Genomic DNA, 14,813 nt, shown 5'->3' with positions numbered 1-14,813 from the left:
ATCATGCACCTCCGTCTGGATACCCACCCTGGTATTCACCTAAATATATCAGCGATTTTTCAAATATATCGACCGTAACTCCGATTATATCGGCGATTATTTTAATATATTCGACTTACCGACAATCCTCGACAAGCACATTCTCCTTAAATACCCCTCCCCGCTAATTCGCACAGACAACAAAACAAAAAAGCTATCGCATATACGCGATAGCTTTTTATTGTACATATGCAGCTAATGCTTCTAAAGCCTCTTCTGCATCTGAACCTTCTGTTGTAATTGTTATCATGCTTCCAGTTCCAATTGCTAAGCTCATAATCCCCATTATGCTCTTTGCATTTACTGTCTTTCCATCTTTCTCGATGAAGATATCTGCATGAAAGCGATTTGCCTCTTGTACAAACAACGCAGCCGGACGTGCTTGTAAACCGTTTTTTAATGAAACCTGAACTCTTTTTTGAACCACAGCTCCATTTCCCCTTTAACCTCTTATTTTTTTGCTACCGTTTCCCCCGCGCGTAATTTCTCTGCAATTTCATCGATTTTACGCAAACGATGATTAATACCCGACTTACTAATCTTCCCCCCGGATACCATCTCACCTAACTCTTTCAATGTTACATCTTGATAATCTCTTCGTAATTGTGCAATCTCTTGTAGTTTATCCGGCAATATATCAAGACCAACTGTCTCATCAATGTAACGAATATTTTCAATCTGCCTTAGTGCTGCACCAATTGTTTTATTTAAATTAGCTGTTTCGCAGTTCACTAAACGATTTACAGAATTACGCATATCACGTACGATTCGAATATCTTCAAATCTTAAAAGTGCATTATGAGCACCTATAATATTTAAAAACTCTGTAATTTTTTCTGCTTCTTTCAAATACGTAATGTACCCTTTTCTTCTCTCCAGCGTCTTACTATTTAAATCAAATCCGTTCATCAGTTCACATATAGCATCATTATGTTCCTTATATAACGAAAAGATTTCTAAATGATAAGATGATGTTTCTGGGTTATTTACTGAACCACCTGCTAAAAATGCTCCGCGTAAATACGATCGTTTACAACACTTCTTCTCAATCAATTCTTGTGATATATTTCGAATAAATGAAAAGTCATCTCGAACGATATGAAGATCAGCTAATATTTCGCGAGACTTCTCAACAAGCCGCACAATATATACATTATTTTTCTTCAATCGCATTTTTTTACGAACAAGTAATTCTACCGTCACGTCATATCCTTTTTTCAAAAGCGTATAAATCCTTCTTGCAATTGCCGCATTTTCCGTTTGAATATCGATAGATAGACGACGGTTTGAAAAAGAAAGCGACCCGTTCATTCGAAGTAGCGCTGATAATTCTGCTTTCTCACAGCATTCCTTCATCTCAAGATTCGTCAACTCTTTCTTTGTTTCTGATGCAAATGACACAGTCAACACCTCCTTATACGATTATTGCGGAACAAAATTCTTGTCCTATATGAATGAGGAGCGCTACCTCAAACGAGGCAACGCATATTTATAACAATGAATATAAAATCGAAGCTAACTTTAACGTATCATGCCTTACAACATGATCATCATACTTCGCTAATCCCTCTTGAATAACATCAATATTATTTTCAACAAAACGTTCTTCATCCACTACAACTGGTGTAGACATTTCTTCATCATATAACTTACGTAATTCACAAGGAATCTCACGGTTATTTACAATTGCAGTATTGATAAATGGTTGCCCTAAATGATCGTGTAACGCCTGCACATGATCAAAAGCAGTATATCCCATCGTTTCACCCGCTTGTGTCATAACGTTACATACATATACCTTCTTCGCCTTTGCAGCAAGAACAGCGTCTCCAATTTTGTTAACAACTAAATTGGGTAATATACTCGTATACAAACTTCCTGGGCCGAAAACAAGTAAATCAGCTCGTTTAATCTCAGCCAATGTTTCATGCAATGGCTCTACATCTTCTGGAGTCAAAAAGACGCGATTAATCTTCTTTCCGTAATAAGGAATCTTTGATTCACCTGTTACAATTTCTCCATCTTCAAGTTCCGCATGAAGTACCGCACTTTGATTCGCTGCTGGTAATACACGTCCTCTGACATTTAATACTTTACTTGTTTCCGTAATTGCATGGAAAAAGTCTCCTGTAATCGAGGTCATACCTGCCAATAATAGATTTCCTAACGCATGACCTTTCAGTCCGTCTCCTGTTGTGAAACGGTGCTGAAATAAAGCTTCCACCAGTGGCTCTACATCCGATAACGCAACAAGTACGTTACGGATGTCACCTGGAGGTGGAATTTCTAGCTCATCACGTAATCTACCCGAACTACCACCATCATCAGCGATTGTAACAACTGCTGTAATATCAACAGGATATTGCTTTAATCCTCTTAATAAAACAGAGAGTCCAGTTCCGCCTCCCATGATGACAATTTTAGGCTTTCTCTCTTTTTTCATCCCTTAATGGCCCTTTCTCTTCTCCACATCACGATGAGATACATGAACACTATACTCTGGTTTCAAATGTTTCCCAAGGTATTCTGTAAGCGTAACAGAACGATGCTGTCCACCTGTACATCCAATTGCAATTACAAGTTGACTTTTGCCTTCTCTTTTATAATGAGGCAGCATGAAAGTAATCAGATCCGTCAACTTCTCTAAAAACTTATGTGTCTCATTAAATTTCAGTACATACGAAGAAACTTCTTCATCTAGTCCTGTTAATGGCTTCATGTGTGGAATGTAATATGGATTTGGTAAAAAACGAACATCAAATACTAAATCTGCATCAATTGGAATACCGTACTTAAATCCAAATGACATAACATTTACACGAAATGCTTGCTCAGTTTCTGTTGAGAACAAGTGAACAATTTTTTCACGTAATTCTTTTGGTTTTAAATCCGATGTATCAAGCACAATATTCGCTCGTGCCTTCATATCTGTTAATAAATTGCGCTCTGCTTCGATTCCCTTTAATGGCAAACCAGTTGGTGCAAGTGGATGCGAACGTCTCGTTTCTTTATAACGAGTTACAAGCGTACTATCTTTCGCATCTAAAAATAAAATATGAGGAATAATCCATGTACGTTCTGATAAATCATCAAGTGCTCCCCATAAATGTTCGAAAAACTCGCGGCCACGTAAATCAATACCAAGTGCCACTTTATTCATTTTCCCTTTTGAATCCGCCATAAGCTCAATAAACTTTGGCAATAACATCGGTGGTAAATTATCTACACAAAAATATCCTAAATCTTCAAAACTTTGTAAAGCTACTGTTTTTCCAGCTCCAGACATCCCTGTAATAATTACCATTTTTATATCATTATTCTCTGTCATCGTATCCTCTCCTTGACGGTTTAACTCGGATCTAATCGATATGAAAGCAACTCAAAATCTGGGGTATATACAAATGTACCGTAGATTATGCCATTTCCTTTAATTAAATAATCAATAATGTGATAATCTCCTGGCGCCATTGCTAAATCATCAATTTTATCAAATGTATGCCAACCAATGATGCCTTCTTCGCTCTCTAGTTTGTTTTCTCCTGCAAAATCTGTCGCTAAAAAGGAGAACATCATCCATTCAGAAACAACTTTATCACCTTCTTGGATGACAAAGGTGAAGACCCCCTTTAACGCTGGATTTTTCAAATAAATACCTGTTTCTTCGCGATATTCGCGAACAACGGAATCTCTTACAGTCTCACCACGCTCCATTTTCCCGCCTGGTGCAACCCACCAATTTCGGCGAGGTTTTTGGAGTAAGAGTACTTCATTATCTCTAATTAACACACAGTTTGTCACTCTTTGCATGTTTCTTCACCTCAGCTACTTGCAGTAAAATTCCTCACTGCATACTTCTTTCATTATACTATCAAAAACAGTTTGCTACAACGAAGGAGCCAGTCCTCTTTCGCTAAGCATATGCTACTCAGCAATTTTAAAAAAGCTTTCTATAACAAGCAATGTAAATGCTTAGACTTTTAATGAATAGCATGAAAAATCCCCTTAACGATTTTTATCGCCAAGGGGATTAAAGCCCTTATTTCTTACCGAAATAAGTAACAATCGCAAATCCTAAAATAAAGGTAATGATTGAACTTATAATTGTAAATCCACCAGTCGGAATCCCAGGGAATACAATTACAATCGAACCGATTACAAGTCCAATAATTGCCGCAAATGTCATACTTTTATAACGATCTAATAAAAAACTAATGCCTTTACTACTTACAACAAATCCGACCATAACACCAGCACCGATAACCAAGATTAAAGGTAAATTAAGTGTAGTTAAAGCGTTAATTGCTGTTGGATACACACCAATAATTAATAAAATAAACGATCCACTAATCCCAGGAAGCAGCATGGCCATACTAGCCATCCATCCTGCGAAAAATAAACCAATTGCATTTAAAATTGTTAAAGTCGTAATTGGATCTGCTGCCTTATCTGGTTTAAAGAAAGCTGTAATCGCAACAAGAATTGCTGCAACTATTAATAAAACGATGTGCTTACCTTTAAACGATGACTTTGCATCAGCTTCCCTCATTAACATCGGTAATATACTAATAATTAAACCGAGGAAGAAAAATTGAGTCGGTTCATAATGATTTGCAAGTAAATATTTAATAACGTGACTTAACGTTAAAAATGCCGCTGCCACACCAGCTGCAAGGGGAATTAAAAATCCTAAATGTTTTTTCCATTCACGACTAAAGAATCCACTAATTGCCGCAAGCAATTGTTCATAAATCCCTAACACAACAGCGATTGTACCGCCGCTCACACCAGGAATTAAATCACTAACGCCCATACAAAATCCACGATATATATTACGCCATTCCATACTGAATAAATTCCTCATTTCTTATAGTGATTTTTTCCGTAAAGTCCAGTATATCAATAAGAAAGCTTATAATCCTTATATTTTTTGACAAAACTTTGACATTTTCACACAAAAAAAGAAGAAAGCTCCTGTCGGTAGCTTTCTTCTCAAAAGGTATATTATCCCTTATTTTTCTGATACAGTTTTTAATTCCTCTAATAATTCTTCTACGTAATGTTGTGCACTTTGCGCTGCAATACTACCGTCACCTGTTGCAGTTACAATTTGACGAAGCATTTTTTCACGAACATCACCAGCTGCGAAAATACCAGGGATTTTTGTTTCCATACGCTCGTTCGTTTCAAGGTAACCATTTTCATTTGTAATACCTAGTTCAACAAATGGTTTTGATAAAGGTAACATACCGATGTATACGAATACGCCGTCAGTTTTGACTTCTTTCTCTTCTCCACTATTTACGTCCACAAGTGTTACACTTCCTACTTTACCACTTGCTTCGTTGATTTCTTTTATAGTGTGATTCCAAATGAAATCTACTTTTTCGTTTTGGAAAGCACGGTCTTGTAAAATTTTCTGTGCACGAAGCGTGTCACGACGGTGAACGATCGTTACTTTTGATGCGAAGCGTGTTAAGAACACACCCTCTTCAACAGCAGAATCTCCGCCACCAATTACGATAAGCTCTTTTCCTTTAAAGAATGCTCCGTCACATACTGCACAATATGATACACCGCGGCCGCCAAGTTCTGTTTCACCCGGTACACCAATTTTTTTATACTCTGCACCGCTTGCAACGATAATTGCACGTGCTTTATATTCTTTTTTACCAGCAATAATTGTTTTGTATTCTTTACCATCGATGACTTCTTTTACATCACCGTATGCATATTCAGCACCAAATTTCTTCGCATGCTCAAACATTTTATTTGATAAATCTGGTCCTAAAATAGACTCATAACCTGGGTAGTTTTCTACATCTTCCGTGTTTGCCATTTGGCCACCTGGAATACCACGCTCAAGCATTAATGTGCTTAAATTTGCACGAGATGTATATACTGCAGCTGTCATACCAGCTGGTCCTGCACCAATAATAACGACATCATAAATTTTTTCTTCTGACACACTATTCACTCCTATCCATTCCTACACAATTAAGTTACCCTCATTATACTGTTAGCATCATTTTTTTCCCAATGATTTGCTTATCTTATGTGTGCGTACGCTTAACAGCTTGCACATACTTTCGGACAGTCGCTACAGATACATTATATACATCTCCAAGCTCCGACTGTGTCATTTTATTTCCTTGTTCGCCGCGTACAATGTATTCAATCGCAGCTGACCAGCCGTACACATTTGTAAATATGTCTCCAGATGTATATAAACGTATGAACGTACAAAACCAAAAGTGTAAACACTCTTCAATTAATTCATCATCTTTTTTCGTATAATTGTATAATGCATCCGCAATTCTCGCGCACTGCTCAAATTGCTGTAAATCAGCTGGAATACTCTTATGACTATTAAGTAAAAAGAAGTACTTTGCAAGTTGCGATACGATGGGAACACCATTCTTCGCTTGCGTTATATCAAAGAAGAATCCAACCTTCTCCGGCGTTGACAATTCATTCATTAAATATAAAGCTAGCATTTGTTCTTCTAGCGTCGCACTTTGCTGAAATGATTTTCGTAATTCTTCAAATAACACGTTTTGCCCTTCATCTGCTAAATTCAGCGCATTCCACGGTTCTTTTCCCTTTTTATCAGGATGTAATTCCACGACATATTGCCACATTTTTTCAGCTAGTTGCTGATCTTTCACCATATACGCAGAATATGCAAACCAATAATAAAAACTAACGTCTCCCTCATATCCTTGACGCTTTAATAGTTTGAACCACTTATATGCATGCTCGAAATAACCAATTGTTGCGAGTGTAGTTCCCAGTTTCAAACGATGTTCAAATGAAATCGGATATACCGAAACTAGCTGTCCCGCTAATGCCTCTACTTGTTTATGCTCTCCAATTGAATATAGAAAAATAAGCGTATTACAAAGCGCATGTATATTGCCAGGATTTTTCTCCAAAATCATTTCTGTTAACTTCAGTGCTTTGTCTACATTACCAGATTGAAAATGTGCAATGGCTAAATTATTATGACCTGACCAAAATTCCGGATAATCTTTCGTAACAATTTCTAATGTAGCAATTGCTTCTTCCAATTGTCCATTACGAATATAGCGATTCGCTTCTTCCTGCATAACAATTAAATCATCTTCATCTTCAATCTCTTCCGCACCCATTGCTTCTTCTTCCATAATCTCAAGAAGTTCTAACGTATCTTCTACGAATTCCTTCTCTTTTGCAACTTCTAAATAACGATCTGCATATTTCTTAGCCTGTTGAAATAACCCCATATATGCATAATTATTTGCAATAAAATAATAGCACTGTTCAAGTTCTGGATTAGATCTAACTAACTTTAAGAAGATTTGATTCGATTCTTGATATTCACCAGCCTCAGATAATACTGATGCTAATTGACATAAAATAAACGGCTCCTTCTCACTTTGTGCCGCTCTTCGAAAATATTTAATTGCATCTTGCAATTTTTGTCCTTTGTAAGCTCTCATCCCTTTTTTATAAAAGAAGTCCGCTAATTGATTAAAAGAGATAACTTGTCCGTTCTCCTTATATATCCTTTGATTTTTCCCCATATATCCTCCAGTTTTTTGTTTTCTTCGTTCACACATTCTTCTATCTATAAGTATAAACGATTCCGTAAAAAACAAAACAGTATATTATACTCAATTATTTCCTTTTTATTCATAAAAAAAGAGGAGAAATGTTACATTTTCACCATGAACCTTCTCTTGCGGTCATTTGCTCTTTCGTATAAATAATACGCATTGGATTTCCACCTACGAAAGCACCGCTCGGTACATCTCTATGAACAAGTGTGCCAGCTGAGACAGTCGCACCGTCTCCAATTTTCACACCTGGTAATATTGTTACATTCGCTCCAATCATTACTTCATTTCCAATGACGATTTCGCCAAGTCGATATTCACGAATTAAATATTCATGTGCTAAAAGCGTTGTGTTATAGCCAATAATCGAATTCTCTCCCACAGTTATCTTTTCTGGGAACATAATATCCGGCATTACCATAAGCGCAAATGATGTTTTCTTTCCTACTTTCATCCGTAAAAAAGTGCGGTACAACCAATTTTTTACGGATAAAAATGGCGTGTAACGCGCAATTTGGATAATAATAAAGTTTTTCATTACCTTCCAAAAAGATACTGTTTTATACACATTCCATAACGAATTTTCTCCTGAAACAGGATAGCGCGTTGTCCGTCGCACTTAGCTCGCTCCTCTACTAACTTACTTGGACCTTTATGAACGGTTCATATTAGACAAAATCGGTAGCAAATCACTCATTTTATCTAGCATAAAGTCCGGCTTGTAAGCCTCTAAATACGCTCTACCTTTCAACGTCCATGAAACCGCAGCTGTTTTCGTCCCCGCATTTTGACCACCGACAATATCATGATGATTATCCCCAACCATCAATGCCTCTTCTGGTTTTGCATCTAATAATTCAAGCGCTTTTTGAAGTGGCTCCGGATGTGGTTTCACATGCTCTACATCATCAATTGTCACGACAACATCAAAAAATTCATCAAGCTTTGACAACTGTAATCCCATCTCAACGGTTTGTCTCGCTTTCGTTGTAACAATACCAACTTTATAACCTTGCTTCTTCAACTCTCGAACTGTTTCATATACAGTTTCATATTCTTCTACTAATTCATCATGATGATCATGGTTAAATTTGCGATAGCTAGTAATCATCTCTTCAACCTTACTTTCATCAATCTTGCTGAAAGTATCATGCAAAGATGGACCGATAAATGGCAACACATCTTCACGCTTATATTGATTTGGATAATATGTATTTAAAGTATGTAAAAACGAAGAAATAATAAGTTCATTTGTATTAATTAAAGTTCCATCTAAATCAAATAACACGGTATTTATTCTCATCGCCTTAGTCCTTTCGCCTTCCTGAATATGAAAGAAGCAGCATCTTATAATAAGATGCTACTTGTCTCTAATTTTCTAAATATCTTTTATCAGCTTGCCCCATTTTTCGTCTCACAATAATGAAAATAATAGAAATAACAACAAGTCCAATTGACATTACTTGTGCAATACGAAGTGGTCCTAGCATTAAACTATCTGTACGTAAGCCTTCTACGAAGAAGCGTCCTACTGAATACCAAATTAAATATGTGAAGAATAACTCCCCGCGACGTAAATTCACTTTTCTTAATGCAAGTAGTAAAATTACACCTGCAAAATTCCATAATGATTCATATAAAAACGTCGGATGATAGTACACACCCTCAATATACATTTGATTAATAATGAAATCCGGTAAATGAAGACCTTCTAAAAACTGTCTCGTTACTTCATCACCATGCGCCTCTTGGTTCATAAAGTTTCCCCATCGGCCAATTGCTTGTCCTAGTAAAATACTTGGTGCAGCAATATCAGCCAACTTCCAGAAGGAAATCCCGCGTCGCTTCGCAAAAAGAATTCCGGTAATAACAGCTCCGATTAAACCACCATGAATCGCCAAACCACCTTGACGAATATTAATAATTTGACTCGGATTTTGTGCGTAATATTCCCATTCAAAAATAACATAGTACATTCTCGCAAAAAGAATAGCGATCGGTACTGCAATTAATACAAGGTCAACAAATGTATCTTTTGGAATACCTAGCCTTTCTCCCTCGCGAGTTGCCAGCCAAAGACCTAATAGCACACCTGTACCGATAATAATCCCGTACCAATACACAGGAAACGGCCCAAGTTGGATAGCTACACGGTCAAGCTGTAGTACAGAAGCTAACAGCATATGTATATGACCTCCCTCTCCAAAGTTTACTCCTGATTTCCTAACTCAATTGCACTCATTAATCGTTCAGAGAACTGCTGTGCTGCATTGACTCCCATACGTTTTAAACGGAAGTTCATCGCTGCTACTTCAATAATAACAGCCAAGTTTCGACCAGGACGAACTGGAAGTGTAATCTTCGTAAGTTCTGTATCAATAATTTTCATCTTCTCTTCATCAAGACCTAAGCGATCGTAATTTTTCTTTTGATCCCAAATTTCAAGATTAATAACAAGTGTAATACGCTTATAATTTCGCACTGCCCCTGCACCGAATAACGTCATAACGTTAATAATGCCTAGACCACGAATTTCTAATAAATGCTCAATTAAATCTGGTGAACTTCCGACTAACATGTCTTCATCTTCTTGACGAATTTCTACACTATCATCCGCAACAAGACGGTGACCACGCTTTACAAGCTCAAGAGCTGTCTCACTTTTACCAACACCACTTTGACCTGTAATTAAAACACCAACGCCGTAAATATCTACTAACACACCATGAACAGCTGTTGTTGGTGCTAACTTACCTTCTAAATAGTTTGTTAAACGACTTGATAATCTCGTTGTCGTTTGAGAAGAACGTAATAAAGGCATACCTGATTCACGTGATGCTTGTAATAACTCATCTGGTATATCTTGATTGCGAGTTACAATAATACATGGCGTCTCCTCAGTACAAAGCGCTTTCATTCTCTCTTGTTTTTGCTCTGACGTTAACGTGTCAAAGAAAGTAAGCTCCGTTTTACCAAGAAGCTGCACACGATCTGCTGGATAGTATGTAAAAAATCCTGCCATTTCAATTCCAGGTCGTGATAAATCACTTGTATCAATTGGACGATGAATACCTTCTTCACCACTGATTAACTCCAATTGAAATTGTTCAATTAAATCTTTTGTCCTTACTTTCGGCATATGTATAAACCTCCACTCCGCTGCGGGTTCAGTCTCGTTTGATGTAAAATTCCATTCTATCGGATATTGTACCATTTTTTTCTGAAAACAAGAAATACGGTTTCTAATAAATAGAAAAAAACATTTCATACGAATAATGAAATGTTTTTCTTTTTGTCACTTTCTCTTTTTTTCATATAGAGGCTCAACAATTGCCTTTTCAATTATCATATTAAAAATTGAAATACAAATTGCCGCAACAATCGCTACACCAAATCCTGATATATTAAAAGCATCTCCTAATAATGAATCTGCTATTTTTAACGTAATCGCATTAATAACAATTAAGAAGAAGCCGAAAGTTACAACAGTAATTGGTAGCGTAATTAAAATTAAAAATGGCTTTACGAACACATTTAAAACCGCCAATATAATACTCGCAATAATTGCAGTTTGTATATTTGCTACATAAAATGCATCTGGTGCAATCCCTTTTAAAAGTCCCGATACAGCGATTAACACAACGCTATTTACAAGAAGTGATACAATCCATCTCATTTCGTTACACATCCTTTTAAACATATATATTTCATCATACGCTAATAGATAAGAAACGCAAGTATGATACGAACACTTATATCAACTTATTCTATCTTTCATGCTTGTATACCTACTAACATCTCTTAGTAAAATAAGGGCCGCACCATCTATGTTCATGAGTTTTTACAAAAGTCCAAGTGAACTCCTTATCTACAATATAGATATCACCTTTATACATATCGTCCCTCTCACACAATATATCATCCATATGTAACAAACTCGCATCCTTTATTAACAGTACCTCATCACAGTGTTGGTAGAAAATGTAGCAATCCTTTTTCACTTCATTATGAAACGCGTTCTTTGCTTCTTTACCCTCTAAACACTTCTTTTTCTCATAACTAAATATGTGCCAAAGATACCCACATCCATACTTATCTCCATAAAGAAAAATGTCTTCTTTTTCTTCATCACTTAAATGATTTGCAAAGTGATCCTCCCAAAGCTTTCGAAAATATACACCCCAACTTTGAAACTCTCTTACTTTCATATTTTTCTTCCTTAACACCTCTAAAAACTCCATCTTCTCCCCCTATACAATAAAAACCGAGCGTCATTTCCACCCGGTTTTCATCAATAAACTTATTGCGATAACTCTACTTCTTTTATTTTCTCTTTCATTCTTGCTTTATCACGATTTAAAATCTCTTTTAAATATTTACCTGTGTACGAGCGCTCTTCTTTCACTACTTGCTCTGGCGTTCCGGAAGCAACGATTTGTCCACCTTTATCTCCACCCTCTGGTCCAAGGTCAACTATATAATCAGCTGTTTTTATCACATCTAAATTATGTTCAATTACAAGTACTGTCTCACCGCTCTCAACAAGACGTTGCAGCACTTCTAGAAGACGTGCAATATCATGCGCATGCAAACCAGTTGTTGGTTCATCTAAAATGTATAACGTACGTCCTGTAGAACGACGGTGTAATTCAGAAGCTAATTTTACACGCTGTGCTTCCCCACCAGATAATGTTGTTGCAGGTTGACCTAATTTCATATAACCAAGCCCAACGTCTACAAGCGTTTGAAGTTTACGCTTAATTTTTGGGATATTAGCGAAAAACTCTACTCCATCTTCAATTGTCATCCCTAACACTTCAGAAATATTCTTATCTTTATATTTCACTTCTAACGTTTCACGGTTGTAACGTTTACCATGACAAACTTCACACGGAACGTATACGTCTGGTAAGAAGTGCATTTCGATTTTAATAATTCCATCACCACGGCACGCTTCACAACGTCCACCTTTTACATTAAAGCTGAAACGTCCTTTTTGATATCCGCGCACTTTCGCTTCATTCGTTTGTGCAAACACATCACGAATATCATCGAATACACCTGTATACGTCGCTGGATTAGAACGTGGTGTACGACCGATTGGTGATTGGTCAATATCGATTACTTTATCTAAGTGCTCAAGACCTTTAATTTCTTTATGCGTACCCGGCTTCGCTTTCGCTTTATATAACTTTTGCGCTAACGATTTATATAGTACTTCATTAATCATCGTACTTTTACCAGAACCAGATACCCCTGTTACCGCTACAAACGTACCAAGCGGGAATGACATCTTCGCATTCTTTAAGTTATTCTCTTTTGCGCCGACAATTTCCACTTTCCTTCCGTCACCTTTACGTCTTTCAAGTGGAACAGCAATAAACTCTTTACCGCTTAAATACTTCCCTGTTAATGAATTATCATCTTGCATCACTTCAGCCGGTGTACCTGCTGATACGACTTGTCCACCGTGAATACCTGCACCAGGCCCTATATCAAGTAAATAGTCAGCAGCCATCATCGTATCTTCATCATGTTCAACAACAATTAACGTATTACCTAAATCGCGCATTTCTTGCAATGTACGAATAAGACGATCGTTATCACGCTGGTGTAAACCAATTGAAGGTTCATCAAGAATATAAAGTACGCCAGTTAGACGAGAACCAATTTGCGTCGCTAAACGAATACGCTGCGCCTCACCACCTGATAAAGTTCCTGCGGCACGACTTAACGTTAAATAATCTAAACCAACGTTCACTAAGAACCCAACGCGCTCCTGAATTTCTCTTAAAATTAAATGAGCTATTTTTTGTTGCTTCTCCGTTAGCTCTACATTCGAGAAGAATTCTTGTACTTCTTGAACTGAATACTTCGTTACGTCAGCAATCGTTTTATTGCCAACAAATACAGCTAAGCTCTCAGGCTTTAAGCGTCCACCTTTACACTTCGGACAAGCTTGTTCTGCCATATACTTTTCCATTTGCTCACGAATGTAATCGGAACTCGTTTCACGATAACGACGTTCAATGTTTGGAATAACACCTTCAAATAAAATCTCATTTTCCTTTACTTGACCAAATTCATTTACATAGCGGAAATAAACCTTCTCTTCCCCGCTTCCGTACAACACTTTATCAAATAAATCTTTTGGTATATGTTTCACAGGCATATCCATATCAACGCCGTAATGATTACATACAGATTGTAAAAGCTGCGGGTAATATTGTGAACTTGTCGGTTCCCAAGGTGCAATTGCATGTTCATTTAATGATAAATCCCAGTTCGGGATAACAAGCTCTAAATCTACCTCTAGCTTTGAACCAAGTCCATCACAAGAAGGACATGCTCCGAACGGACTGTTGAATGAGAACATACGCGGCTCTAATTCTCCGATTGAAAAACCACAATGCGGACAAGCATGATGTTCACTAAATAGAAGTTCCTCTTCTCCCATTACATCAATTAACACTCGGCCTCCGCCAAGCTTTAATGCACTTTCAAGTGAATCAGCAAGACGGCTTGCGATTCCTTCTTTTACAACAATACGGTCAATTACAACTTCAATGGAATGCTTCTTATTTTTATCTAACGTAATATCTTCAGATACATCAAGCATTTCACCATCAACACGTACACGAACATATCCTTGCTTCTTAATATCTTCAAGTACTTTCACATGTGCACCTTTACGCCCAGACACGATAGGAGCTAACACTTGTAATTTCGTACGTTCAGGATATTCAAGAACACGGTCTACCATCTGCTCTACTGTTTGTGATGTAATTTCAATCCCATGATTTGGACAAATTGGCGTACCAATTCGCGCAAATAATAAACGTAAATAATCATAAATCTCCGTTACCGTTCCGACAGTTGAACGTGGATTACGACTCGTCGTTTTTTGATCGATTGAAATCGCTGGTGACAATCCTTCAATCGTGTCCACATCCGGCTTATCCATTTGTCCTAAAAACTGGCGCGCATACGCAGATAATGATTCTACGTATCTGCGCTGCCCTTCTGCATAAATCGTATCAAATGCTAATGATGATTTCCCCGAACCAGACAATCCCGTTACAACGACAAGCTGATTTCTCGGAATGGTTACATCAATATTTTTTAAGTTATGTGCTCTAGCACCTTTTACAACGATAAAATCCTTGCTCTTACTCACTT

At 37.2% G+C, this 14,813-nt stretch carries 15 protein-coding genes; all 15 read right to left on the bottom strand.

The window, feature by feature from the left end:
* Window positions 1-217: 217 nt before the first annotated feature.
* Window positions 218-466 (bottom strand): HPr family phosphocarrier protein, encoded by a 249-nt coding sequence (locus HMPREF1014_RS22440; protein WP_000250307.1) that lies wholly within the window; start codon window positions 464-466, stop codon window positions 218-220.
* A 23-nt stretch (window positions 467-489) separates the two neighbouring features.
* Complete coding sequence (whiA, locus tag HMPREF1014_RS22435) at window positions 490-1,440, bottom strand: DNA-binding protein WhiA (RefSeq protein ID WP_000006560.1); 951 nt, start codon at window positions 1,438-1,440, stop codon at window positions 490-492.
* Between the two features lie 88 nt (window positions 1,441-1,528).
* Complete coding sequence (locus HMPREF1014_RS22430) at window positions 1,529-2,482, bottom strand: gluconeogenesis factor YvcK family protein (protein ID WP_000712186.1); 954 nt, start codon at window positions 2,480-2,482, stop codon at window positions 1,529-1,531.
* Between the two features lie 3 nt (window positions 2,483-2,485).
* The gene (gene rapZ / locus HMPREF1014_RS22425; protein ID WP_000138459.1) at window positions 2,486-3,367 is read right to left on the bottom strand and encodes an RNase adapter RapZ; all 882 of its coding nucleotides are present in this window, start codon (window positions 3,365-3,367) and stop codon (window positions 2,486-2,488) included.
* A gap of 20 nt (window positions 3,368-3,387) precedes the next feature.
* Window positions 3,388-3,846, bottom strand: a complete 459-nt coding sequence (locus tag HMPREF1014_RS22420; protein WP_001190080.1) for an NUDIX hydrolase — start codon at window positions 3,844-3,846, stop codon at window positions 3,388-3,390.
* 229 nt (window positions 3,847-4,075) lie between these two features.
* On the bottom strand, window positions 4,076-4,882 hold the full coding sequence (locus HMPREF1014_RS22415; protein ID WP_000455194.1) for a DUF368 domain-containing protein: 807 nt from the start codon (window positions 4,880-4,882) through the stop codon (window positions 4,076-4,078).
* A gap of 165 nt (window positions 4,883-5,047) precedes the next feature.
* Window positions 5,048-6,004 carry a thioredoxin-disulfide reductase gene (gene trxB / locus HMPREF1014_RS22410; protein ID WP_001288078.1) on the bottom strand — a complete coding sequence of 319 codons (957 nt, stop codon included), beginning with the start codon at window positions 6,002-6,004 and terminating at the stop codon, window positions 5,048-5,050.
* Window positions 6,005-6,089: 85 nt separating this feature from the next.
* Window positions 6,090-7,601, bottom strand: a complete 1,512-nt coding sequence (locus HMPREF1014_RS22405) for a tetratricopeptide repeat protein (protein WP_000517720.1) — start codon at window positions 7,599-7,601, stop codon at window positions 6,090-6,092.
* 139 nt (window positions 7,602-7,740) lie between these two features.
* Window positions 7,741-8,253, bottom strand: a complete 513-nt coding sequence (locus tag HMPREF1014_RS22400; RefSeq protein ID WP_001255070.1) for an acyltransferase — start codon at window positions 8,251-8,253, stop codon at window positions 7,741-7,743.
* A 33-nt stretch (window positions 8,254-8,286) separates the two neighbouring features.
* The gene (ppaX, locus tag HMPREF1014_RS22395) at window positions 8,287-8,937 is read right to left on the bottom strand and encodes a pyrophosphatase PpaX (protein WP_002097946.1); all 651 of its coding nucleotides are present in this window, start codon (window positions 8,935-8,937) and stop codon (window positions 8,287-8,289) included.
* Between the two features lie 67 nt (window positions 8,938-9,004).
* On the bottom strand, window positions 9,005-9,817 hold the full coding sequence (lgt, locus tag HMPREF1014_RS22390; protein ID WP_000922846.1) for a prolipoprotein diacylglyceryl transferase: 813 nt from the start codon (window positions 9,815-9,817) through the stop codon (window positions 9,005-9,007).
* Between the two features lie 26 nt (window positions 9,818-9,843).
* Window positions 9,844-10,773: an HPr(Ser) kinase/phosphatase gene (hprK, locus tag HMPREF1014_RS22385; RefSeq protein WP_001127248.1), complete on the bottom strand. Its 930-nt coding sequence runs from the start codon at window positions 10,771-10,773 to the stop codon at window positions 9,844-9,846.
* Between the two features lie 156 nt (window positions 10,774-10,929).
* Window positions 10,930-11,310 (bottom strand): phage holin family protein, encoded by a 381-nt coding sequence (locus HMPREF1014_RS22380; protein WP_001267308.1) that lies wholly within the window; start codon window positions 11,308-11,310, stop codon window positions 10,930-10,932.
* Window positions 11,311-11,425: 115 nt separating this feature from the next.
* The gene (locus HMPREF1014_RS22375; protein ID WP_000394742.1) at window positions 11,426-11,875 is read right to left on the bottom strand and encodes a DUF4275 family protein; all 450 of its coding nucleotides are present in this window, start codon (window positions 11,873-11,875) and stop codon (window positions 11,426-11,428) included.
* 59 nt (window positions 11,876-11,934) lie between these two features.
* Window positions 11,935-14,811, bottom strand: a complete 2,877-nt coding sequence (gene uvrA / locus HMPREF1014_RS22370) for an excinuclease ABC subunit UvrA (protein WP_000045580.1) — start codon at window positions 14,809-14,811, stop codon at window positions 11,935-11,937.
* Between the last annotated feature and the right edge of the window lie 2 nt (window positions 14,812-14,813).

It is taken from the genome of Bacillus sp. 7_6_55CFAA_CT2 (assembly GCF_000238655.1).
In the GTDB taxonomy this organism is placed as follows: Bacteria; Bacillota; Bacilli; order Bacillales; family Bacillaceae_G; genus Bacillus_A; species Bacillus_A cereus.
This window is presented reverse-complemented; position numbering and strand designations above follow the sequence as displayed.